The organism is Pseudomonas nitroreducens, from assembly GCF_024170165.1.
Classification (GTDB): Bacteria; Pseudomonadota; Gammaproteobacteria; order Pseudomonadales; family Pseudomonadaceae; genus Pseudomonas; species Pseudomonas nitroreducens_C.
Genome location: NZ_JALJXP010000003.1, coordinates 381,687 through 402,893, shown reverse-complemented (window position 1 = coordinate 402,893; position 21,207 = coordinate 381,687). Strand labels below are relative to the sequence as shown.

The 21,207-nt window shown below is 65.8% G+C and carries 19 protein-coding genes; 6 read left to right on the top strand and 13 right to left on the bottom strand.

All coding sequences use genetic code 11. From position 1 onward, the window contains the following. Window positions 1–54 precede the first annotated feature (54 nt). Window positions 55–597, top strand: a complete 543-nt coding sequence (locus J2T47_RS08995) for a hydrolase (RefSeq protein ID WP_253444910.1) — start codon at window positions 55–57, stop codon at window positions 595–597. 19 nt (window positions 598–616) lie between these two features. Here the strand turns inward: J2T47_RS08995 and J2T47_RS08990 are convergent, their stop codons facing one another. Then, a complete protein-coding gene (locus J2T47_RS08990; RefSeq protein WP_253444907.1) occupies window positions 617–1,507 on the bottom strand; it encodes a LysR family transcriptional regulator in 891 nt (296 codons plus the stop codon). Window positions 1,508–1,665: 158 nt separating this feature from the next. Between J2T47_RS08990 and J2T47_RS08985 the strand changes: the two genes are divergently transcribed. After that, a complete protein-coding gene (locus J2T47_RS08985) occupies window positions 1,666–3,189 on the top strand; it encodes an MFS transporter (protein WP_253444904.1) in 1,524 nt (507 codons plus the stop codon). A 23-nt stretch (window positions 3,190–3,212) separates the two neighbouring features. Here the strand turns inward: J2T47_RS08985 and rlmF are convergent, their stop codons facing one another. The 11 genes from rlmF to J2T47_RS08930 all read right to left on the bottom strand — a co-directional run bounded on the left by rlmF (window position 3,213) and on the right by J2T47_RS08930 (window position 15,553). Then, window positions 3,213–4,214 (bottom strand): 23S rRNA (adenine(1618)-N(6))-methyltransferase RlmF, encoded by a 1,002-nt coding sequence (gene rlmF, locus J2T47_RS08980; RefSeq protein WP_253444901.1) that lies wholly within the window; start codon window positions 4,212–4,214, stop codon window positions 3,213–3,215. Between the two features lie 52 nt (window positions 4,215–4,266). Continuing rightward, the gene (locus J2T47_RS08975) at window positions 4,267–4,845 is read right to left on the bottom strand and encodes a VTT domain-containing protein (RefSeq protein ID WP_253444898.1); all 579 of its coding nucleotides are present in this window, start codon (window positions 4,843–4,845) and stop codon (window positions 4,267–4,269) included. Window positions 4,846–4,854: 9 nt separating this feature from the next. Beyond that, entirely contained in the window at window positions 4,855–5,151 is a 297-nt protein-coding gene (locus J2T47_RS08970) for a winged helix-turn-helix domain-containing protein (RefSeq protein ID WP_253444895.1), read from the bottom strand. 34 nt (window positions 5,152–5,185) lie between these two features. Beyond that, the gene (locus J2T47_RS08965; RefSeq protein WP_253444892.1) at window positions 5,186–7,015 is read right to left on the bottom strand and encodes an SLC13 family permease; all 1,830 of its coding nucleotides are present in this window, start codon (window positions 7,013–7,015) and stop codon (window positions 5,186–5,188) included. Window positions 7,016–7,126: 111 nt separating this feature from the next. Next, entirely contained in the window at window positions 7,127–8,782 is a 1,656-nt protein-coding gene (locus J2T47_RS08960) for a thiamine pyrophosphate-binding protein (protein WP_253444888.1), read from the bottom strand. Window positions 8,783–8,910: 128 nt separating this feature from the next. After that, on the bottom strand, window positions 8,911–9,273 hold the full coding sequence (locus tag J2T47_RS08955) for a HepT-like ribonuclease domain-containing protein (protein WP_253444885.1): 363 nt from the start codon (window positions 9,271–9,273) through the stop codon (window positions 8,911–8,913). Then, the gene (locus J2T47_RS08950) at window positions 9,266–9,556 is read right to left on the bottom strand and encodes a nucleotidyltransferase family protein (protein WP_253444882.1); all 291 of its coding nucleotides are present in this window, start codon (window positions 9,554–9,556) and stop codon (window positions 9,266–9,268) included. The genes J2T47_RS08955 and J2T47_RS08950 overlap by 8 nt, the downstream gene beginning before the upstream one ends. Before the next feature lie 84 nt (window positions 9,557–9,640). Then, window positions 9,641–12,490 carry a valine--tRNA ligase gene (locus tag J2T47_RS08945; RefSeq protein WP_253444879.1) on the bottom strand — a complete coding sequence of 950 codons (2,850 nt, stop codon included), beginning with the start codon at window positions 12,488–12,490 and terminating at the stop codon, window positions 9,641–9,643. Window positions 12,491–13,208: 718 nt separating this feature from the next. Beyond that, window positions 13,209–13,580 carry a DNA polymerase III subunit chi gene (locus J2T47_RS08940; RefSeq protein WP_253444874.1) on the bottom strand — a complete coding sequence of 124 codons (372 nt, stop codon included), beginning with the start codon at window positions 13,578–13,580 and terminating at the stop codon, window positions 13,209–13,211. Between the two features lie 19 nt (window positions 13,581–13,599). Further along, window positions 13,600–14,028 carry a DNA polymerase III subunit chi gene (locus J2T47_RS08935; RefSeq protein WP_081516047.1) on the bottom strand — a complete coding sequence of 143 codons (429 nt, stop codon included), beginning with the start codon at window positions 14,026–14,028 and terminating at the stop codon, window positions 13,600–13,602. A gap of 34 nt (window positions 14,029–14,062) precedes the next feature. Beyond that, on the bottom strand, window positions 14,063–15,553 hold the full coding sequence (locus J2T47_RS08930) for a leucyl aminopeptidase (protein ID WP_253444872.1): 1,491 nt from the start codon (window positions 15,551–15,553) through the stop codon (window positions 14,063–14,065). A gap of 191 nt (window positions 15,554–15,744) precedes the next feature. Here J2T47_RS08930 and lptF point away from each other — a divergent pair, with 191 nt between their 5' ends. Then, window positions 15,745–16,869, top strand: a complete 1,125-nt coding sequence (gene lptF, locus J2T47_RS08925) for an LPS export ABC transporter permease LptF (RefSeq protein WP_253444869.1) — start codon at window positions 15,745–15,747, stop codon at window positions 16,867–16,869. After that, window positions 16,862–17,929: an LPS export ABC transporter permease LptG gene (gene lptG, locus J2T47_RS08920; protein WP_253444864.1), complete on the top strand. Its 1,068-nt coding sequence runs from the start codon at window positions 16,862–16,864 to the stop codon at window positions 17,927–17,929. The genes lptF and lptG overlap by 8 nt, the downstream gene beginning before the upstream one ends. 71 nt (window positions 17,930–18,000) lie before the next feature. Here lptG and J2T47_RS08915 read toward each other — a convergent pair whose 3' ends face one another. Continuing rightward, window positions 18,001–18,516, bottom strand: a complete 516-nt coding sequence (locus J2T47_RS08915) for an RDD family protein (protein ID WP_253444861.1) — start codon at window positions 18,514–18,516, stop codon at window positions 18,001–18,003. A gap of 161 nt (window positions 18,517–18,677) precedes the next feature. On the opposite strand from J2T47_RS08915, the gene J2T47_RS08910 reads away from it, so the two are divergent. Next, on the top strand, window positions 18,678–20,225 hold the full coding sequence (locus tag J2T47_RS08910; RefSeq protein ID WP_253444858.1) for an EAL domain-containing protein: 1,548 nt from the start codon (window positions 18,678–18,680) through the stop codon (window positions 20,223–20,225). Between the two features lie 587 nt (window positions 20,226–20,812). Beyond that, window positions 20,813–21,202 (top strand): type IV pilin protein, encoded by a 390-nt coding sequence (locus tag J2T47_RS08905; protein WP_253444855.1) that lies wholly within the window; start codon window positions 20,813–20,815, stop codon window positions 21,200–21,202. The last annotated feature ends 5 nt before the right edge of the window (window positions 21,203–21,207 follow it).

Sequence of the window (21,207 nt, the reverse complement as noted above, 5' to 3'; positions counted from 1 at the left end):
AGGACCACAACTCGGGTTCGACTTCCCGCTTGCGAGCCCAAGGAGGACATCAAGATGCTGCTGCGCGCCCAGGCCTCGACCCTGCTGATCATCGACATCCAGGAACGCCTGTTCCCGGCTATTCACGACAACGAGGCAGTGCTGGAACACGGCGTCTGGCTGCTGGCCATTGCGCGGCGGCTGGCTGTGCCAGTGCTGGCCACCGAGCAGTACCCCAAGGGCCTCGGCCCGACGCTACCGGCGCTGCGCGACAAGCTGGCCGAAGGCGAGGTGCTGGAGAAGATCGCCTTCTCGGCCGTCACCGATCCCGGCCTGTCACAGCTACCCGGCGGTGATCGCCGGCAGTTCGTGGTGTGCGGTACCGAAGCCCATGTGTGCGTGTTGCAGACAGTGCTCGGACTGCTGGCGGAAGACCGCGAAGTGTTCGTGGTGGCCGAGGCCGTCGGCTCGCGCCGCCCGCAGGACAAGGCGCTGGCGCTGGAGCGGATGCGCCAGGCCGGTGCGGTGATCGTCTCGCGGGAGATGGTCGCCTTCGAGTGGATGGAGCGCGCCGGAACGGAAGTCTTCCGCGAGATCAGCAGGCAGTTCATTCGCTGAGCGGAGTGTTAGCCCGCCCTCAACGGGTGACGAACAGCCGGTCGCCGAGGAAATCGAGGAATACCCGCAGCTTCAGCGGCATGCGCCGGCCCGCGGGCCACAGTGCGTGGAAGCTGCCCAGGTGCGTGGTGTGTTCGCTCAGCACCTGCACCAGCCGGCCGTCGCTCAGTGCACTGCGCACCGCGAAGTCGGGCAGGCAGGCAATGCCCATGCCCTGGCTGGCGACGTTGATCAGCATGTCGGCGGTGTTGCAGATCAGCCCGCCGTCCAGGCTTGGCTCCGCTTCTCCGGAGGCGAGCTGCAACGGCCAGCGTTGCACCAGCCCGCTGCTCGGGTAGCGGTAGTGCAGGCACAGGTGCTGGTTGAGGTCCGCCGGCCGCCGCGGCGTACCGTACTGGCGCAGATAGCCGGGCGAGGCCACCAGCATGAGGCTGAAGTCGCCCAGCTTGCGCGCCTTGAGCCGCGAGTCGCGCAGCTCGCCACCGCGCACCACGAGGTCGAACCCCTCCTCGATGACGTCCACCAGGCGGTCGGTGAAGTCGATGTCCAGCTGGATCCGCGGGTAGCAGCGGAGGAACTCCGGCAGCACCTGCGGCAACAGCCCGGCCACCAGCGGCATGCTGATCTTCAGTCGGCCGCGAGCCTGCTGGGTCGATAGCGCCAGTTCCTGCTCCGCCGCCTCCAGCTCGTCGAGGATGCGCCGGCAACGTTCGAGGAACAGCTGGCCTTCGTTGGACAGGCTCAGGCTGCGCGTGCTGCGGTGGAACAGGCGCACGCCCAGGCGCTCTTCCAGGCGCGCGATGCTCTTGCCCACCGCCGAGGCGGAGAGGCCGAGCAGGCGCGCGGCCTGGGCGAAGCTCAGGGAGTCGGCGACCTGGAGGAACACGCGCAGGCCGTTGAGGCTGTCCATGGAGGGGTATCCGTGTGGGCGGGCAACCATTGTGCCGCGCGGTGGAAGTTCGATTGCGGACAATGGCGTCCGTTTTGTTCGGAATCCTAGCCTGTTTTTCCGCAATGCCGGGTTGATTAGCTTTTGGCCGGTCTTCCTCGATTGATTGCGGACCCACCATGAAGCCTTCCCACGACATCCCTGAAAACCAGTCCGAGGCCTCGCGCTGGCTGCTGTTGCTCGCCGCCAGCCTGACGGCGGTGCTGATTCCCCTGTGCTTCACCGGCCCGGCCGTGGTGCTGCCGGCCATTGCCCATGAGCTGGGCGGCTCGGCGGTGGCGCTGAACTGGATCGTCAACGGCTACGTGCTGGCTTATGGCGCGGCGATGATGGCGGCGGGCAGCCTGGCGGACGTATACGGGCGCAAGCGCGTCTGGCTGGTCGGCCTGGCGCTGTTCTGCGTGACCACTCTGGCGATCCCGCTGGCCGGCTCGGTGGCGGCCATCGATGTGTTGCGCCTGGTGCAGGGTGCGGGTGGTTCGGCGGCTTTCGCCGCCGCCATGGCGGCGCTGGCGCAGGAGTTCGACGGGCCGATTCGCACGCGGGTGTTCAGCCTGCTGGGGACGACCTTCGGCGTCGGCCTGGCGTTCGGCCCGCTGCTCGCCGGCTGGCTCACCGACGGGCCGGGCTGGCGCTGGGTGTTCCTGGTGCCGGCGGTGTGTGCGCTGGCCTCGGTGCCGGTGGTCGTGCGTTTCTGCCGTGAAACTCGCGACCCGCAGGCGCGCGGCCTGGACTGGCCCGGCGCGCTAAGCTTCACCGCCGCGCTGAGCCTGTTCACCTACGGCCTGTTGCTGGCGCCGGAGCAGGGCTGGGCGAGCTTTCCGGTGATCGCCACGCTGGTGCTGAGCGGTGTGTTGCTGGCGCTGTTCGTGGCGGTCGAGCGCCGTGTGGAGCGGCCGCTGCTGGACCTGTCGCTGTTCAGCCAATGGCGTTTCGTCGGTGTGCAGCTACTGGGTGCGTCGCCGGCGTTCGCTTACGTGGTGCTGATCGTGCTGCTGCCGGGACGCTTCATCGGTATCGAGGGGCAGGGCGCGCTGCAGGCCGGCTGGACCCTGCTGGCGCTGTCGGCGCCGCTGCTGGTGGTGCCCTTCCTGGCTGCATTGCTGGCGAAGCACTTCAGCGCTGGCAGCCTCTCGGCCATCGGCCTGCTGATCGTCTCGGGTGGCCTGCTCTGGCTGGCGCGCAACCTCGCCGGTGGTGTCACGCCGGATATGCCGCTGCTGGTGATCGGCATCGGCATCGGTCTGCCCTGGGGGTTGATGGATGGCCTGGCAGTGAGCGTGGTCGAGCGCGAACGTGCCGGCATGGCCACGGGCATCTTCAACACGGTGCGGGTGTCCGCCGACGCGGTGGCCATCGCTGTGGTCGGTGCCTTGCTGGCGACCTTGATCGCGGCGCAACTGGAACCGCTGGGCCTGACCACGGCGGAGCGCCTGATGAGCGCCAACCAGCTGGCCATCGGCAACCTGGCGGCAGTGGTCGAGCAGTTGCCGCAACTGGCGCCCGAGCAACTGCGCAGCGATTACGTCGCGGTGTTCAGCCGGGTGCTGGACGTGCTGGCGGGCGTGACCTTCGTGGTCGCCGGGCTGGTATTCCTGCTGCTGGGGCGTGAACGCGCGCCGGTGCTCGCCGCCGAGGCTTGAGCGCGCGGTGGTGGCGGTATGAGTCAGCAGCGGCGATGTTCCGGCTCGAGGAAGGTCCAGGCGACGAAGCGGCTCTGCTTCTGCCCCTGGGCCATGTCCACGGTGCGAATGGAAATGGCGCCGGCCTTCTTCAGCGCGCGGCGGAAGTCATCGAGATTGCCGGCCTTGGATACCAGCGAGCTGAACCAGCGGACCTGCTGGCCGACCTCGGCGCTTTCCGCCGCCAGCTTGCGCAGGAAGGCGATCTCGCCGCCTTCGCACCACAGCTCGTTGCTCTGCCCGCCGAAGTTCAGCTTGGGCAGCTGACGCGACGGGTCGAGCTTGCCGAGGTTCTTCCATTTGCGCCGGCTGCCGCTGCTGGCCTCCTCGGGTGAGGAGTGGAAGGGCGGGTTGCACAGGGTGGCGTCGAAGCGTTCGTCGGCGCCCAGCAGGCCGCGCAGGATGTGTTTCGGATCGTGCTGCTGGCGCAGTTCGATGGCATCGCTCAGGCCCGGATTACCGTTGACAATAGCGTGGGCGGAGGCCAGGGCGGCCGGCTCGATGTCCGAACCGAGGAAGCACCAGCCGTAGTCGCGCTGGCCGATCAATGGGTAGATGCAGTTGGCGCCGACGCCGATGTCCAGTACCCGAACCTCAGGCCCGCGTGGCACGCTGCCGCCGTTCTCCTCGGCGAGCAGGTCGGCCAGGTAGTGCACGTAATCCGCCCGGCCGGGGATCGGCGGGCAGAGGAAGCCGGCGGGGATGTCCCACTGGCCGATGCCGTACTGCGCCTTGAGCAGTGCGCGGTTGAACACCCGCACCGCCTCGGGGCTGGCGAAGTCGATGCTCGGCTTGCCGTAGGGGTTGGTGATGACGAAGCGGCCCAGCTCCGGACAGCCCTCGATCAGCGCCGGGAAGTCGTAGTGCCCCTGGTGGCGGTTGCGCGGGTGCAGCAGGTTCGGCCGCTTGGCGGCGGGGTCGCGCAGGGCCTGGGCGGGTTTCGCCGGCGTGGCGGGGCGTTGGGGCGATCGGGGAGCTTTCGACATGAGGGCGCGCAGGGCAGGGAAGCGGAGGGCGATTTTCCCACAGATGGGCGCTTCAGCCGAGCAGCACGTTGCTCAGCCGGTCGAACAGCAGGCAGCAGAGCAGCAGCGGAATCGGCAGGCCGAGCAGGGTACCGAGCATGTAGGGCCACAAACCGATGCCCGACAGGGCGAGGCTGTAGTTCAGCGTCGGCGAGGTGATGAAGGCGTGGCGCAGGAGGAACACGCTGGTCGCCGGGCGCTGGTCGAGGTGGCGGAACACCGCGCGGGTGACCTTGTTGTTGAGCAGGCGCAGGCCATTGCCGCCAACCGCGCGCACGATCAGGAAGGTGAAGCCGCAGGAGAACACCGCCGCGCAGTAGGTGATCAACCCGCCCCAGAGTTTGCCCATGGCCAGCACCGCGGCGGCGAGGAACAGCAGGCCGGGGATGTGCAGCAGGTTGCCCAGGGCGAACAGGCCGACGAACAGCAGCAGGCCGCGCAGGCGGTTGTCGGTCAGCTCGCTGCGCAGGTAATCGAGGCTGAATTCCTCATGCAGGCCGCTGGCGCGGTAGAGCAGCACCAGCACCCCGGCGAAGGCCAGCAGCAGGATCAGTCGGCGCAGGCGCCAGAGGGTGGGTGGGACGGCAAGCATGGGTCGGGCTCAGGGGTACTGCAGGATGTCCTTGATCTTCGGCAGGTGCGCGGCGATCCAGTGCGGATCGATGGCGCCCCAGTCGCGGATGCGGTAGTGGCCGGCGTTGTTGCGCTCGCCGTCGTGCTGCTCGAAGGCACAGTCGATGTCGAGGTCGGCCAGTGCAGCGAGGGTGTCCTGGGCGGTGCGTCGGGGCATGCCGGTGGCCTCCATCAGCGCCGGGACGCTGGTGGCGGTGCCACTGTCGATCAGCCAGGCCACGTAGAGGCGGCGGTAGAAACTGCTTTTGGTCTTGCTCACTTCCATCGAGACGATTCCTTGGCGATCTTGTAATGGGCAGCTACAGCGGCAGCAGCCAGGGTACCAGCACAACGCTGACGATCATCACCAGAATCGTGAAAGGTACGCCAACCTTGACGAAATCGGCGAAGCGATAGCGCCCGGGCCCCAGCACCAGGGTGTTCACCGGCGAGGAAATCGGCGTCATGAAGGCGGCCGAGGCGGCCAGCGCGACGATCATCGCAAAGGCTTCGGGGGAGGCGCCCAGGGCCTTGGCCGTGGCGATCGCTACTGGCGCCATGAGCACGGCGGTGGCGGTGTTGGAGATGAACAGGCCGATCACCGCGGTCAGCACGAACAGGCTGGCGAGAATGGCATAGGGCCCGGCCCCGCCGAGGGCACCGACCAGGCCGTTGACCGCCAGGGTGATGCCGCCGGTCTTCTGCAGCGCCAGGGCGAAGGGCAGCATGCCGACGATCAGCAGCAGGCTCTGCCAGTGGATGGCGCGGTAGGCGCTGTCCATGTCGATGCAGCGGAACGAGCCCATCAGCAGGCAGGCGATCAGCGCGGCCATGACGTTGGGCACCAGCCCGCTGACCATCAGGACCACCATCACCGCCAGGCTGAACAGCGCGTGGGGCGCCTGGCTGGCGGCGGGAGCGGCCTCGTCTACCTCGGCGGGAAGGCTGAGCACCAGGAAGTCGCGGGCGCGCGCCTGCAGCTGGCGGATTTCCTTCCAGCCGCCGATCACCAGCAGGGTGTCGCCGACCTTCAGCTTGGCGTCCAGCAGGCCTTCCACCAGCGCCTCGCGGTTGCGCCGCAGGCCGACCACATTGAGGCCGAACTGGCTGCGGAACTCCAGGTCCAGCACGCTCTTGCCGAGCAGGACGGATTCCGGCGGCATCGTCACCTCGGCCATGCCCACTTCGTGGGCGCGCTCGGTGAAGTAGTCGCCCTGCAGGCTCAGTGGCTCCAGGCCGAACTCGTGGTACATGCCCAGCAGGTCGCTGCGCTCGCCGTAGATGTCCACCAGCAGCACGTCGCCGGCATGCAGCACGATGTTCGCGCTGGGGCTGAGGATCTTCAGGCGGAAGTGCACCATGCGCTCGATGGCGACTACGTTGGTGCCGGCGCGGGCGCGCAGTTCGATGTCGCCCAGGCTCCTGCCCACCAGCTGCGAGTCGGGGCGGATGCGCAGGCGGCGCTCGCGGCCGGCGAGCTGGTAGTCGCGGATCAGGTCGCCGAGAGTGCGGCGCTTGACGCTCTGCCCGTCGTCACCCTCGTCGTCACCCAGCCAGCGCCGCGCCACCAGCATGTAGCCGACGCCCAGCACCAGCACCACCAGGCCGAATGGCGTGAAGCTGAAGAAGCCGAAGCCCTTCGACCCCTCGCGTACCAGTTCGCTGTGGATCACCACGTTGGGCGCGGTGGCGACCAGGGTGAGCATGCCGCTGATCAGCCCGGCGAAGCTCAGCGGCATCATCAGCCGGCGTGGCGACACGTGCAGGCGCGCGGCGATGCTCAGCACCACGGGAATGAAGATGGCGACGACGCCGGTGGAGCTCATCACCGAGCCGAGCCCGGCCACGGCGAGCATCAGCAGCACCAGCAGGCGCGTCTCGCTGGCGCCGGCGCGGCGGGTCAGCCATTCGCCGATGCGGTAGGCCACGCCGGTGCGCACCAGGCCCTCGCCGATGACGAACAGCGCAGCGATCAGGATGACGTTGGGATCGGCGAAGCCGGCCAGCGACTCCTGCACGCTGAGGATGCCCGACAACGGCAGGGCGACCATCACCAGCAGGGCGACCACATCCATGCGCGGACGGTTGATGACGAACAGCCCGACGGCGCTGGCGAGCAGGGCGAGGACCCAGATCAGTTGCAGACTCATGCGCTTCCCTAGCGAATTCCCGGCGCCATTGTGCCCGCAGGAGCGGGCGCAATGCCTTGACCCGGTGCAGCTTAGCGAAGCCTGCCGTGCTGCGTGTGAAGCCAAACGCGCTTACGGCAGCCGTGCGACCGGGGTGATCTGCTGCGGATCGGTGCGCAGTTCGATCAGCGCGGGCTTGCCGCTGGCCTGCGCGCGCTCGTAGGCGGCGGCGAAATCCTCGGTGCGCTCGACCCGCTCGCCATGGGCACCGAAGGCCCGGGCGAGGGCGACGAAGTCCGGATTGCGCAGCTCGGTAGCGCTGACGCGGCCGGGGTACTCGCGCTCCTGATGCATGCGGATGGTGCCGAGCATGCCGTTGTTCACCACGATGACCGTCAGCGCCGCGCCGTATTGCACGGCCGTGGCCAGCTCCTGCGGGTACATCATGAAGCAGCCGTCGCCGGCGAAGCACACCACGCTGCGCTGCGGGTCGCGCAGCTTGGCGGCGATGGCGGCGGGGAAGCCGTAGCCCATGGCGCCGTTGGTGGGGGCGAGCTGGCTGCGCGGCGAGCGATAGCGGTAGAAACGGTGCACCCAGACGGCGTAGTTGCCGGCGCCGTTGCTGATCACCGCGTCGTCCGGGAGGATTTCGTTGAGGTACTCGACGACCTGCGCCAGGTCCACGCCCTGCGGTGGCTGGGCGTTCTGCGGTGGGGTGCTGTAAGCCAGGTAGTCGGCGCGGGCGGCGGCGGTCCATTGGGCCCAGGGCGTCTCGGCGAGCGGAGCGAGGCCGGCGAGGGCGGCGGCTATTTCCGGCATGCCGGCCTGGATGCTCTGGTCCGCCTGATAGACGCGGCCCAGCTCACTGGCGTCGGGGTAGACGTGGATCATGTCCTGCAGCGGGCGCGGGCTCTGGATCAGGGTATAGCCGGCGCTGGGTGTTTCGCTCAGGCGCGAGCCGAGCACCAGCAGCAGGTCGGCTTCCTGCACGCGCGCGGTGAGCCTGGGGGAGGCGCCGAAACCGAGCTGGCCGGCGTACTGTTCGTCGCGGTTTTCGATCAGGTCCTGGCGGCGGAACGAGGCCACCAGCGGCAGGCGGTTGGCGCGGGCGAAGGCGCGCACCTGCGCGCAGGCCTCCGGCGTCCAGCCGGTGCCGCCGACGATCAGCAGCGGGCGCCTGGCCCGGCTCAGGCGCTCGCGCAGTTCGGTCAGGGCGCCGGCGCTGGGGGCTGCACGGGTGATGGGCGTCGGTACGACGTCGGCAATATGCGCCGAGCCGAACAGCACTTCCTCCGGCAGCCCGATCACCACCGGGCCGGGGCGCCCGGACTGGGCGACGCGGAAGGCGCGGGCGACGATCTCGGGCAGGCGGCGGATGTCGTCGACCTCGGTGGCCCACTTGGCCAGGCCGCCGAACATCTGCCGGTAGTCCACCTCCTGGAAGGCTTCGCGGCCCTTGAAGGCGCTTTCCACCTGACCGATGAAGAGGATCATCGGCGTCGAGTCCTGCATCGCCGTGTGCACGCCATTGGCCGCGTGGGTCGCGCCCGGCCCGCGGGTGACGAAGCAGATGCCGGGGCGGCCGGTGAGCTTGCCGTAGGCGTCTGCCATATTCGAGGCGGCGCCTTCATGGCGGGTGACGACGGTCTGGATGGCGGTTGCGTCGTGCAGCGCATCGAGCACGGGCAGGTAGCTTTCGCCGGGGATGCAGTAGACGGTATCCACCGCATGGCGCAGCAGGGCATCTACGAGGATCTGGCCGCCATTGCGGGCCGGAGTATCGGACATGGGCGTGGGGTTCCTTGGCAGGGGAGCAGGGCGCAGCTGTGCGCTGATCTTCGGCGAACCGGCGCGGTGATCCAAGCGAGCATTCTTCGCAAGGTCATTCCGCTGAGGAATGCTTCGGCGGCAGCCCGCTATCGATGCCCAGGCTGTTGCTGGCGTAGCTCTCGCAACTGGCCGAGCAGCGTCGGGACCTCGTCGCGGACGATGCTCCACAAGGTGTCGTTGTCGATGCCCAGGTAACCGTGGATGAGCCGGTTGCGGGTCGCGACCAACATCCGCCACGGCACTTGTGCAAATGCCTGGCGGACATCATCGGGAATGCGCGTCGCCGCTTCGCCGATGATCTCCAGGTTGCGCAAGGTTGCGTCATACACCAGCGGGTTATCGACGAAGGCCGGCTTGTCCAGACCCTGGCAGTAGGTGAGGACCTTCTCCGCACAGGTAATCATGTCATCGACATAGAAATACCAGACTCGCTCGGGACTATCAGACATTCACCGCCTCCGCTTCGATGAAGGGGCGTAGCTCCGGGCGCAGCGCCTTTTCGGTTACCAGGTCGACCCTGTTGCCCAGCAAGTCTTCCAGGTAGAACTGCACGCCGAAGTAGCGTTCCGAGGTCGCAGGGCCGTCGAAGCTGACCAGAATATCCACATCGCTGTCCGGTCCTGCGTTGTCGCGAGCGGTCGAGCCGAACAGAGCCAGCCTTACCACACCGAAGCGGTTGGCCAGTTCTGGCTTGCAGCTTTCCAGCAGGGTCAGGGTGTGGTGGCGGTCCATGTTGGTTACCGGATCAGGGAATACGCCTGAAGGTAGCACAAGCAAAAAGCACAAGGCCCGCGTTGGCGGGCCTTGTGGTGACGCTTACAGACTGGCGATCTTCTCGCGCTGCTGGATCAGGTTGGTCACGGCCTGCTCGGCTTCAGCCAGCTTGGCACGTTCCTTCTCGATCACTTCCGGCGGCGCCTTGGCGACGAAGCCTTCGTTGGACAGCTTGCCGCCCACACGTTTGACCTCGCCTTCCAGGCGCTGGATTTCCTTGTCCAGGCGCGCCATCTCGGCAGCCTTGTCGATCAGCCCGGCCATCGGCACCAGCACCTGCAGGTCGCCGACCAGCGCGGTGGCGGACATCGGCGGCTCTTCGCCTTCGTCCAGCACACGGATGGTCTCGAGCTTGGCCAGCTTCATCAGCAGCGGCTCGTTGTCGGCCAGGCGGCGATGGTCCTCGGGAGAGGCGTTGTTCAGCACCAGGTCGATGCGCTTGGCCATGGAGATGTTCATCTCGCCACGGATCTGGCGGATGCCCAGCATCAGGGCCTTGACCCACTCGATGTCGCCTTCGGCGGCGGCGTCGATCTTCGCCTCGTCGGCGATCGGCCAGGGTTGCAGCATCAGGGTGTCACCGGACTTGCCGGCGGCGGTCTTGATGCGCTGCCAGATTTCCTCGGTGATGAACGGCATGAACGGGTGCGCCAGGCGCAGTGCGGTTTCCAGCACGCGCGCCAGGGTGCGACGGGTGCCGCGCTGGCGTTCGATCGGCGCGTTCTCGTCCCACAGCACCGGCTTGACCAGTTCCAGGTACCAGGCGCAGTACTCGTCCCAGATGAACTCGTAGAGGGCCTGGGTGGCCAGGTCGAAGCGGAAGGCGTCGAGCTGACGGGCGACTTCGATCTCGGTGCGCTGCAGGGCGGAGATGATCCAGCGGTCCACCGAGGACAGCTCGACCGGCTCGCCATTCACGCCGGTGTCCTTGCCATCGGTGTTCTCGATGACGAAGTTGGCGGCGTTCCACAGCTTGTTGCAGAAGTTGCGGTAACCCTCGACGCGGCCCATGTCGAACTTGATGTCACGACCGGTGGAAGCCAGCGAGCAGAAGGTGAAGCGCAGGGCGTCGGTGCCGTAGCTGGCGATGCCTTCGGGGAACTCGGCCTTGGTCTGCTTGGCGATCTTCTCGGCGAGCTTGGGCTGCATCATGCCGCTGGTGCGTTTCTCCAGCAGCTCGTCGAGGGTGATGCCATCGACGATGTCCAGCGGGTCGAGCACGTTGCCCTTGGACTTGGACATCTTCTGGCCCTGGCCATCGCGCACCAGACCGTGAACGTAGACGGTCTTGAACGGGATCTGCGCGGTGCCATCGCCATTCTTGATCAGGTGCATGGTCAGCATGATCATGCGCGCAACCCAGAAGAAGATGATGTCGAAGCCGGTCACCAGCACGTCGGTGGGGTGGAAGGTCTTCAGGTAGTCGGTCTGTTCCGGCCAGCCGAGGGTGGAGAAGGTCCACAGGCCCGAGCTGAACCAGGTGTCGAGGACGTCTTCGTCCTGGCGCAGGTTGGCGTTGCCCAGGTTGTGCTTGGCGCGTACTTCGGCCTCGTTGCGGCCGACGTAGACGTTGCCGGCGTCGTCGTACCAGGCCGGGATGCGGTGGCCCCACCACAGCTGGCGGCTGATGCACCAGTCCTGGATGTCGCGCATCCAGCTGAAATACATGTTTTCGTACTGCTTGGGCACGAACTGGATGCTGCCGTCTTCCACGGCGGCGATGGCAGGTTCGGCCAGCGGCTTGGTGGAGACGTACCACTGGTCGGTCAGCCAGGGCTCGATGACGGTGCCGGAGCGGTCGCCCTTGGGCACTTTCAGCGCGTGGTCGTCGATCTTCTCGAGCAGGCCGATGGCTTCGAAGTCGGCGACGATCTGCTTGCGCGCGACGAAGCGGTCGAGACCGGCGTAGGTGGCCGGCAGGCTGGCGTCGAGGTCGGGGTTGACGCTGCCGTCGAGCTTGAACACCTGGGCGACGGCGAGGACGGCGGCGTCCTTGTCGAAGATGTTGATCAGCGGCAGGTCGTGGCGCTTGCCGACTTCATAGTCGTTGAAGTCGTGGGCCGGGGTGATCTTCACGCAGCCGGTGCCGAACTCGCGGTCGACATAGTCGTCGGCGATGATCGGGATACGCCGGCCCACCAGCGGCAGGTCGATGAAGGTGCCGATCAGCGCGGCGTAGCGCTCGTCTTCCGGGTGCACGGCGACGGCGCTGTCACCCAGCACGGTTTCCGGACGGGTGGTGGCGACCACCAGGTGGTCCTTGCCGTCGGCGGTCTTGTTGCCGTCGGCCAGCGGGTAGCGCAGGTGCCAGAGATGGCCCTTCTCGTCGTGGTTCTCCACTTCGAGGTCGGAAATGGCGGTGTGGAACTTGGTGTCCCAGTTGACCAGGCGCTTGCCGCGGTAGATCAGGCCGTCCTCGTGCAGGCGCACGAAGGCTTCCTTCACGGCATTGGACAGACCGTCGTCCATGGTGAAGCGCTCGCGCGACCAGTCCACGGAGGAGCCCAGGCGGCGAATCTGGCGGGTGATGGTGCCGCCGGACTGGTCCTTCCACTCCCAGACCTTCTCCAGGAACTTCTCGCGGCCCAGATCGTGACGGGCGATGCCCTGGGCGGCCAGCTGGCGCTCTACCACCATCTGGGTGGCGATGCCGGCGTGGTCGGTGCCCGGCTGCCACAGGGTGTTGCGGCCCTGCATGCGGCGGTAGCGGATCAGCGCGTCCATGATGGCGTTGTTGAAGCCGTGGCCCATGTGCAGGCTGCCGGTGACGTTCGGCGGCGGGATCATGATGGTGTACGGCTCGCCGGAACCTTGCGGGGCGAAGTAGTTCTCTTTCTCCCAGAGGGGGTACCAGTGGGATTCGATGGCGTGGGGCTGGTAGGTCTTGTCCATGAGCGCGGCGGGACCCTGATAAGGCTAGACGGAAAACCGCTGAGTATAGCGGGAGGCGGGGAGATGAGGCCACCGGGGCTTCCGGATGGTGATCGCGCCGATGCCCACCTTTAGGAGCGGGCTCTGCCCGCGATCCGCCGGCAAGGCCGGCGCATGCCCCGGCGCGACTGCTGGGGCTGGCACCTGTTGGGATGCTGCGGGCTTGGGCTTGGGTGTTCTCGCGTCGCTTCGGCGTGCGCTCGAGCTTCTCATTTCGCCCCTCGGCGAGTCACTTCTTCCAAGCGCCGAAGAAGTAACCAAGAAGGCTTGCCCCTCCATCCGGTTTTTCGCTTGGGGCGAAAAATACCCTCGTTGAAGCGCAGTTTCAGGGGCACGAACTAGGCGTCCCCCCACGAAGGGCCATCCCTGGCCCATCGCGGCTCTCGCGGCATCCATGCCGCTCAACCCCTGAAACTCCACTTCAACGAGGCCTCCTGAACGGGGCATTCGGCGCGTGCGGATATTTCTCTGGAAGCCTTTTGGGAGCCAGAGCCAGAGCCAGAGCCAGAGTGGCGTGGCTCTTCGTAGGACCGAGGGGGACGCCTAGTCCTTGCTCGCGAACCACCCAGCGCTGAACTCGCCTTGTAGGAGCGGGCGTTGATTTGGGCGTAGGAGCGGACTCCGTCCGCGATTGGCCCGCAGCGGCACGGTGGGTCGGGCGAAGCGTTGGGGCGAGGTGTCAGCCTTTGCGCTGCGCCAGCAAACGCTGCATCCGCGCCTCCAGGCGCCGTTGCAGCTCGGCTTCGATCTGCGGGGCGAAGTCGTCGAGGACGTCCTGCAGGATCAACTGGGCCGCGGCGCGCAGCTCCAGGTCGAGGCGGTGCAGCTCGCTGGCCGCCGGTGAGGCTTGCGGCGCGGCGGGTTGGGCAGCGACAGGTTCCGAAGCCTGCGGCGCAGGTGTGACGACGTCGGAGAGCAGCGGGATGTTGTCCGGCTCGAAGGACTCGGTGAGCAGGGGCGGCTCGGCGCCCGACTCGTCCAGCAGGTCCTGGATCTTCTTCAGGTCTTCCAGCAGGTGGTCGGGGTCGCGCGGGGGCTTGTGGTTGTCCATGGTCTTGGCTCAGACGCTCTCAAGGGCGCGGCAGGCGATGGTCCTGCAAAGGATAGCCCTGCTCGCGGTAGCGACGGAAATTCTCCCGAGCGGCCTGACGAATCGCCGCTTCCTCGATCACCAGTTCGGCGACCCGGTTGAAGCGGTCGACGAAGGCGGGAATGGCCAGGGTCAGGTTGATCAGCAGGTCCCGGTGGCTCTCCGGCGGCTCGCCGAGGGCGAGTACGATCGGCGAGTCGGCGTCTTCTTCCACCGCGTTGTGTGGGATGAAGGTTTCGCCCCGGAAGTTCCACAGCCGGGCATCCAGCGCATCGCGCTGGGCCTCGTCGCTGCACAGCACGAAGATGCGCATGCCTTGCCGCCAGGCCTTTTCGGCCAGGCGGCAGGCGATGGTCAGGCGTGCGTCGGGATCGGCGCTGGGAATGACGTAGAAGTCGACCCGGGTCATGCGTTCGATCCCTTCGGCAGATTGCACTGTGCCATTACTTGGCGCGGTCCAGCAGGTACTGGGTCAACAGCGGCACCGGACGCCCGGTGGCGCCCTTGTCCTTGCCGCCGCTGATCCAGGCGGTACCGGCGATGTCCAGGTGCGCCCAGTGGAACTTCTTGGCGAAGCGCGACAGGAAGCAGCCGGCAGTGATGGTGCCGGCCTTCGGCCCGCCGATGTTGGCGATGTCGGCGAAGGGGCTGTCGAGCTGTTCCTGGTATTCGTCGAACAGCGGCAGCTGCCAGGCGCGGTCGTCGGCGACTTCACCGGCCTTGAGCAGTTGCTTGATCAGCGCGTCGTTGTTGCCCATCAGGCCCGAGGTGTTGGAGCCCAGGGCGACGATGCAGGCACCGGTCAGGGTGGCGATGTCCACCACCGACTGCGGCTTGAAGCGCTCGACGTAGGTCAGCGCGTCGCACAGTACCAGGCGGCCTTCGGCGTCGGTGTTGAGGATCTCGACGGTCTGGCCGCTCATGGTGGTGACGATGTCGCCCGGACGGGTCGCGCCGCCGCTGGGCATGTTCTCGGCGCAGGCCATAACGCCCACCAGGTTGATCGGCAACTGCAGCTCCAGCACGGCGCGGAAGGTGCCGAACACGGAGGCGGCGCCGCACATGTCGAATTTCATCTCGTCCATGCCCAGGCCGGGCTTCAGGCTGATGCCGCCGGTGTCGAAGGTGATGCCCTTGCCGACCAGCACGTGCGGGGCCTCGTCCTTCTTCTTCGCGCCGTTGTACTGCAGCACGATCAGGCGCGGCGGCTGGTCGCTGCCCTGGGCGACGGCGAGGAAGGAGCCCATGCCCAGTTCGCGCAGTTTCTTCTCGTCGAGGACTTCGACCTTCAGGCCCTTGTATTCCTTGCCCAGCGCCTTGGCCTGCTCGCCGAGGAAGGTCGGGTGGCAGAGGTTCGGCGGCAGGTTGCCCAGGTCGCGGGTCAGGGCCATGCCGTTGGCGATGGCCTGGGCCTCCCGGGCGCCCTGTTCGACGACCGCGGCGTCAGCTTTGTCGACCAGCAGGGTGATCTTCTTCAGCTTCGGCGCTTCGGCCTTCTGGCTCTTGAAGCGGTCGAAGACGTAGGTGCCGTCGGCCAGGGTTTCCACCTGCAGGCGGGCCTTGCCGTGGGCGTTGCGGCCTTTCACGGCCAGGTCGCCCAGGGCCAGGACGGCATCGGTGCCGCCCAGGTTCTTCAGATTGCCCAGGACGGCGGAAACCAGTTTGCGGTAGGCGCGGTCGGAGAGTTCACGCTCTTTGCCGGCGCCGACCAGCAGGACGCGCTCGGCCTTAATGTTGGGTAAATCTTGCAGGAGTAGCGTCTGGCCCACCTTGCCTGCCAGATCGCCGCGCTTGAGCAGGTTGGCGATGGCACCGCCGGTGGCTTCGTCGACGGCCTTGGCAGTGGCGCCAAGCTTGCGGCCTTCACCCACGGCGATGACCAGGGTGGCGGTCTTGAGAGTTTCCGGACCTACGCTTTTTACAAGGAATTCCATGGCTGAGTGTCCCCGGGACAAAGAGCTTGAAGGGTCTGCGAATGAAGATGGACTGCGCAGTGACAGGCCTGGCGAATCGCAGGATAATGCCGGCTATTTGCGCTGGGTCGCGTCCGCGCGCACCCGGCAATGCTTCACGGCGGCTAGTTTGAGCGTAGCCGCCTGAGCGTGACAACCCTGGAGTGTCCGGTTTGATTGTCTTCCGTTACCTGTCCCGTGAAGTGCTGATCACCATGAGCGCCGTGAGCGCCGTGCTGCTGGTCATCATCATGAGCGGCCGTTTCATCAAGTACCTGGCGCAGGCGGCCCAAGGCCTGCTCGATCCGGGTTCGCTGTTCATGATCATGGGCGTGCGTCTGCCGGGCTTCCTGCAGCTGATCCTGCCGCTGGGCCTGTTCCTCGGCATTCTGCTGGCCTATGGCCGCCTGTACCTGGACAGCGAGATGACCGTGCTCACCGCCACCGGCATGAGCCAGCAGCGTCTGCTCGCCATCACCCTGGCGCCGGCGCTGTTCATCGCCCTGCTGGTGGCCTGGCTGAGTATCTGGCTGGCGCCCCAGGGCATCACGCAGATGCAGCTGCTGCTGAACAAACAGGACGCGATGACCGAATTCGACACCCTGGCTCCCGGGCGCTTCCAGTCGATGCGTGATGGCACGCGGGTGACCTACACCGAAACCCTGGCCAACGAACGGACCGAGCTGGGCGGGGTGTTCATCTCCGACAAGAACCGCCCGCGCAACGGCAAGGACGGCGGCACTTCGGTGCTGGTCGGCACTACCGGCGTGCAGGAAATCCATGCCGACGGCAGCCGCTACCTGATCCTCAAGGATGGGTACCGCTACGACGGTACGCCCGGCCAGGCCGACTACCGCGAAATCAAGTACGACACCTACGCAGCGCTCCTGCCCAAACCGGAAGTGAGCAGCGAGATCGACGACCGCGACGCGATCCCCACCGCCGACCTGCTGGGCAGTGCCGACCCGCGCATGCAGTCCGAGCTGCAGTGGCGCCTGTCCATCCCGCTGCTGGTGTTCGTGGTGACCGTGCTGGCGGTACCGCTGTCGCGGGTGAACCCACGCCAGGGCCGCTTCCTCAAGCTGCTGCCGGCGGTGCTGCTGTACATGGCCTACCTGGCCCTGCTGATCGCCGGGCGCGGCATGCTCGACAAGGGCAAGATCCCCATGGCCCTGGGCCTGTGGTGGATCCACGGGATATTCCTGGCCATCGGCCTGCTGTTGTTGTACTGGGAACCGCTGCGTCTGAAGTTGGCCGCCCTGCGCGCGAAGTCCGGCGGGGAGCTGAAGCATGCGTAAGCTGGATCGTTACATCGGCACGACCGTCTTCGTTTCCATTCTCGCGGTGCTCGGGGTGATCCTCGGGCTGGCCGAGCTGTTCGCCTTCGTCGACCAGCTGGGGCAGATCACCGACACCTACACCCTGGGCGAGGCGCTCAAGTTCGTTCTGCTGACCGCGCCGAGCCGTGGCTACGACATGCTTCCCATGGCCGCGCTGATCGGCTGCCTGGTGGGCCTGGGTACCCTGGCCAGCAACAGCGAGCTGACCATCATGCGTGCCGCTGGCGTGTCGCTGCAGCGTATCGTCTGGGCGGTGATGAAGCCGATGCTGGTGCTGATGTTCGTCGGCATCCTGGTGGGCGAGTACGTGGTTCCCTACACCGAAACCGCTGCCCAGAGCGGTCGCGCCCTGGCTCAGAGCGGCAACGGCTCGCAGAGCTCGAAGTCGGGCCTGTGGCACCGCCAGGGGCATGAGTTCATCCATATCAACGTGGTGCGCCCGGATGGCGTGCTGCTGGGCGTGACCCGCTACAACTTCGACGACAACCGTCGCCTGCAGAGTGCGAGCTTTGCCCGTCAGGCGGTCTTCGAAAACAACCAGTGGCTGCTTCAGGACGTGACCACCTCGGTGCTGCACGCGGCTGAAAAGCGCAGTGAGGTCGTGAGCAAGCCCAGCGAGACCTGGAACATCCAGCTCAGCCCGCAGCTGCTCAATACCGTGGTGATGGAGCCGGAGGCGCTGTCGATCACCGGCCTGTGGAGCTACATCCATTACCTGCAGGACCAGGGCCTGAGCTCCAACCGCTACTGGCTGGCGTTCTGGACCAAGATCCTGCAGCCGCTGGTGACCGCCGCGCTGGTGCTGATGGCGATTTCGTTCATCTTCGGCCCGCTGCGCAGTGTGACCCTCGGTCAGCGTGTATTCACCGGTGTGCTGGTGGGCTTCACCTTCCGCATCGCCCAGGACCTGCTCGGTCCGTCCAGCCAGGTATTCAACTTCCCGCCGCTGCTGGCGGTGCTTGTGCCGGCGGCGATCTGCGCCTTCCTTGGCGCGCTGCTGTTGAAGCGGGCAGGATGAGTCCTTTCGCTGGGTAGACTCTGCGTCCACAAAAAAGCCGGCAATCGCCGGCTTTTTTATTGCCCCGGGGTTCAGCCCCGGCCCTGCGTTGCCTTGCGCACCGCCTTGGGTATCTGGATCACCACGCTTTCCGAGTAGCGGTCCTGCCAGGTGCGCTTGTCCTTGTCCCAGAGCATCCAGAGGAAGCCAAGGCCGGCACAGCCCCAGGAGGCGATGGCAATGACGAAGCGCAGCAGCGCCTGCATCAGGGTGATGCGCGTTCCGTTGGCGTTCTGTACTCGAACGCCCCAGACCTGCATGCCCAGAGTCTGGCCGCTGTAAGTCCAGAACTTCGCGAAGAAGGCGAATACGCTGATGAACAGCAGGCTGGACAGCAGCGGGTCGCCGGTCAGTGCACCCTGGTCGGCCAGCAGGCGGAGCTTCTCGCTGCCATAGATCAGGCGCAGGAAGCCTTGTTGGTAGACCAGCGTCACCACCATCAGCAAGGCCACGCAGAGCAGGAAATCGTAGAACATCGCGGCAAAGCGACGGAGGAGCGTGGCGGGCGGGAAGTCTCCCACGGGCTGGAGCTGCTGCGGCTTGGGCATGAGCGTCTTCTGTGGCGATCAGGATGTATGGGGCGGGGATTATACGGATTCCGCCGTGCGGCGCCCGGCGGCGGAGGCTGTTCTAAGCTCTATCCACGCCACTGCCGACGAGGGAGTGGCAATGCGTCGCAGGTCGCGGCGCCGCCGAGCAAGGAACAAGGATGCCGCTTCGCAGCTACACCCGGCGCCGGCTGCTGCCCCGTCTGGTCTTTTCCATTTCCATGGCGTTGCTGCCGTTGCTGCTGGGCAGCGCCATCATCTATTGGCAGGCCTTGCGCAGCCTGAGTGTCGAGGCGAGTGCCGCCTCGAACGAAGCGTTGCGGCTGCTCGACGTGATGCTGGGCAACGCCGCGGGAGCGGCCCGCGCGGCACTTCTGCACGCCGACGAGCCCTGTGACGAGGCGACGCAGGTGCTGCGCGAGCAGGTGGCGGTGGTACCGTTCGTCCGCTCGGTCAACCTCACTCGCGATGACGACATCTATTGCACCTCGCTGTTCGGCGAGTTCGATGAGCGCCTGGACCCCAGCCTCTACGTGAATGGCCGGCTGAGGATGATGGCGGGCAATTCGGTGACGCCCGACTACGCCCTGCTGATCCTGCGTCGCGTGGAGGGAAGCAACGCTGCCCTGGCGACCGTGGACGGCCGTTACCTGAGCAATACCCTGCAGTTGGTCGATCAGCGCAGTGATCTGCAGTTGCAGGTCGGCCGGCAGTGGATGGACGAGCAGGGCAGGGTGTTCGACGGTGACCCTGCGCGTCTGCCCCTGGGGCATGTCGAACTGGCCTCCGGGCAATTCCCCTACAGGGTCATCGGCGGTTTCCCGGAGGGCGCGCAGTGGGAGCACATCCGCGAGGATTCGCTGCCTCTGGTCGCCCTGATGCTGATGCTGGGCGGGGTTTCGGGGATGGCCTGCTACTGGCTCTGGGGGCGTTCGGCAACGCCCAGCCTGGAGCTGGAGCGTGCGCTGCTGGCAGGCGAATTCGTGCCCTACCTGCAACCGCTGGTGGACGCCCGGGATGGCCGCTGGGTCGGCGCGGAAGTGCTGATGCGCTGGATTCACCCCCTGGAAGGCATGGTCGGTCCCGACCTGTTCATCCCCATGGCCGAACGATCCGGTCTGATCGTGCCGATGACCCGGGAGCTGTTCCACCAGGTCGCCGACGGGTTGGCGCCTTACGGTCAGCTGCTGGGCGAGGGCTTCCACCTGAGCTTCAACATCAGCGCCGGGCATTGCACGGAGCCGGGACTGTTCGGTGATTGCCGGGATTTCCAGGCGCGCTTCCTGCCCCATCGACCGGAGCTGACGCTGGAGCTGACCGAGCGCGAGCTGATCGTTTCCAGCGAGGTGACCGACGAGCTCTTCGACAACCTGCATGGCCTGGGCGTCAAGCTGGCCATCGACGACTTCGGCACCGGTAACTCCAGCCTGGCCTACCTGCATCGCTTCAAGGTGGACGCGCTGAAGATCGACAAGAGCTTCGTCGCGATGATCGGCGTGGATGCGCTGTCTTCGCACGTTCTGGACAGCATCGTCGAGCTGTGCGGCAAACTGGACCTGATGATCATCGCCGAGGGCGTGGAAACCAGGGAGCAGCAGGATTACCTCGCCCGGCGCGGCGTGGAGGTGCTGCAAGGGTATCTCTTCGATCGACCGATGCCGCTGGCGGCATTTGTCCAGGCACTGCAGGAGCGGTCATTCGGGGGCTGATGCTGGCTTGCCGTGGCTGTTGCGGCGAGTGGTGCGAGGCGCTGGGATAATTTTCCGGCCTGTGGAGCGGTTGGTGATCAACCCGCTGTTCCTGTTCCGGGGTCAATTGACTCGATAGTTAGCTGATGAATAGTCGGATAAGCATAGTTTTAAAGATGCAATGAGTTATCGTTCGTTGTTGCGGGCAGGTGCTGTTTAATAAGTTATCAGTGCTGATTCTGTTAACTTGAAATGCGCTATTTCGAGTGTTGAATTACGTTTTTTTCACAACTTATTAACGTATATTTCATGAATTTAAGGGTTGTTCGTTGGGTTGTTTTTTGAGTTGCTTTTAATGTTTCATTTATTTTATTTAAGTTGCTGATTTTATTGAATTTATTGAGTTGAAAGTTCCGCGCTAATATCCCGCATTCAGAGGGGTGTTGGTATTTTGGCGCTCGGGATTTGGCTATCTTTTCGTTAACTAGTTTTATATACACCGATGCGTCGGCGACGACTGGTATTGAATTACCGTGTCGGCGGGGTGGCGATTCGCCATTTAACTAATAGAGTCTTTGAAAAAGGCCCCGGCAAAGAGAGTTCCGATAATGCCTGTTAGTTCCCGTGGTTTTACCCTGATCGAGTTGATGGTGGTGGCGGCGATAGTGGCGATCCTGGCTGCAGTCGCTTATCCCAGCTATCAGCAGTACGTCATCCGGGGCAAGCGGTCCGCGGCCCAGGCTCAGATGATGGATATCGCCAACCGCCAGCAGCAGTACCTGCTGGCCAACCGCGCCTACGCCAGCAAATCGGCGCTGGAAAGCGGTGGCTATGCGCTGCCCAGTGAGGTGTCGGGCAACTACGGCTACGACATCACCGTGGGCAGCGGCACGCCGCCGACTTTCACCATTACCTTCACCCCGAGCGGCGCTCAGGTCAGTGACGGCAACCTGACCCTGGGCAGCGACGGCACCCGGACGCCATCGGCGAAGTGGTGATCACC

What these genes read in the sequence shown, in the direction of transcription:
- J2T47_RS08995 (WP_253444910.1), top strand. Translation starts at nt 55, where the DNA reads ATGCTGCTGCGCGCCCAGGCCTCGACCCTGCTGATCATCGACATCCAG.
- J2T47_RS08990 (WP_253444907.1), bottom strand. Translation starts at nt 1,507, where the DNA reads ATGGACAGCCTCAACGGCCTGCGCGTGTTCCTCCAGGTCGCCGACTCC.
- J2T47_RS08985 (WP_253444904.1), top strand. Translation starts at nt 1,666, where the DNA reads ATGAAGCCTTCCCACGACATCCCTGAAAACCAGTCCGAGGCCTCGCGC.
- rlmF (WP_253444901.1), bottom strand. Translation starts at nt 4,214, where the DNA reads ATGTCGAAAGCTCCCCGATCGCCCCAACGCCCCGCCACGCCGGCGAAA.
- J2T47_RS08975 (WP_253444898.1), bottom strand. Translation starts at nt 4,845, where the DNA reads ATGCTTGCCGTCCCACCCACCCTCTGGCGCCTGCGCCGACTGATCCTG.
- J2T47_RS08970 (WP_253444895.1), bottom strand. Translation starts at nt 5,151, where the DNA reads ATGGAAGTGAGCAAGACCAAAAGCAGTTTCTACCGCCGCCTCTACGTG.
- J2T47_RS08965 (WP_253444892.1), bottom strand. Translation starts at nt 7,015, where the DNA reads ATGAGTCTGCAACTGATCTGGGTCCTCGCCCTGCTCGCCAGCGCCGTC.
- J2T47_RS08960 (WP_253444888.1), bottom strand. Translation starts at nt 8,782, where the DNA reads ATGTCCGATACTCCGGCCCGCAATGGCGGCCAGATCCTCGTAGATGCC.
- J2T47_RS08955 (WP_253444885.1), bottom strand. Translation starts at nt 9,273, where the DNA reads ATGTCTGATAGTCCCGAGCGAGTCTGGTATTTCTATGTCGATGACATG.
- J2T47_RS08950 (WP_253444882.1), bottom strand. Translation starts at nt 9,556, where the DNA reads ATGGACCGCCACCACACCCTGACCCTGCTGGAAAGCTGCAAGCCAGAA.
- J2T47_RS08945 (WP_253444879.1), bottom strand. Translation starts at nt 12,490, where the DNA reads ATGGACAAGACCTACCAGCCCCACGCCATCGAATCCCACTGGTACCCC.
- J2T47_RS08940 (WP_253444874.1), bottom strand. Translation starts at nt 13,580, where the DNA reads ATGGACAACCACAAGCCCCCGCGCGACCCCGACCACCTGCTGGAAGAC.
- J2T47_RS08935 (WP_081516047.1), bottom strand. Translation starts at nt 14,028, where the DNA reads ATGACCCGGGTCGACTTCTACGTCATTCCCAGCGCCGATCCCGACGCA.
- J2T47_RS08930 (WP_253444872.1), bottom strand. Translation starts at nt 15,553, where the DNA reads ATGGAATTCCTTGTAAAAAGCGTAGGTCCGGAAACTCTCAAGACCGCC.
- lptG (WP_253444864.1), top strand. Translation starts at nt 16,862, where the DNA reads ATGCGTAAGCTGGATCGTTACATCGGCACGACCGTCTTCGTTTCCATT.
- J2T47_RS08915 (WP_253444861.1), bottom strand. Translation starts at nt 18,516, where the DNA reads ATGCCCAAGCCGCAGCAGCTCCAGCCCGTGGGAGACTTCCCGCCCGCC.
- J2T47_RS08910 (WP_253444858.1), top strand. Translation starts at nt 18,678, where the DNA reads ATGCCGCTTCGCAGCTACACCCGGCGCCGGCTGCTGCCCCGTCTGGTC.
- J2T47_RS08905 (WP_253444855.1), top strand. Translation starts at nt 20,813, where the DNA reads ATGCCTGTTAGTTCCCGTGGTTTTACCCTGATCGAGTTGATGGTGGTG.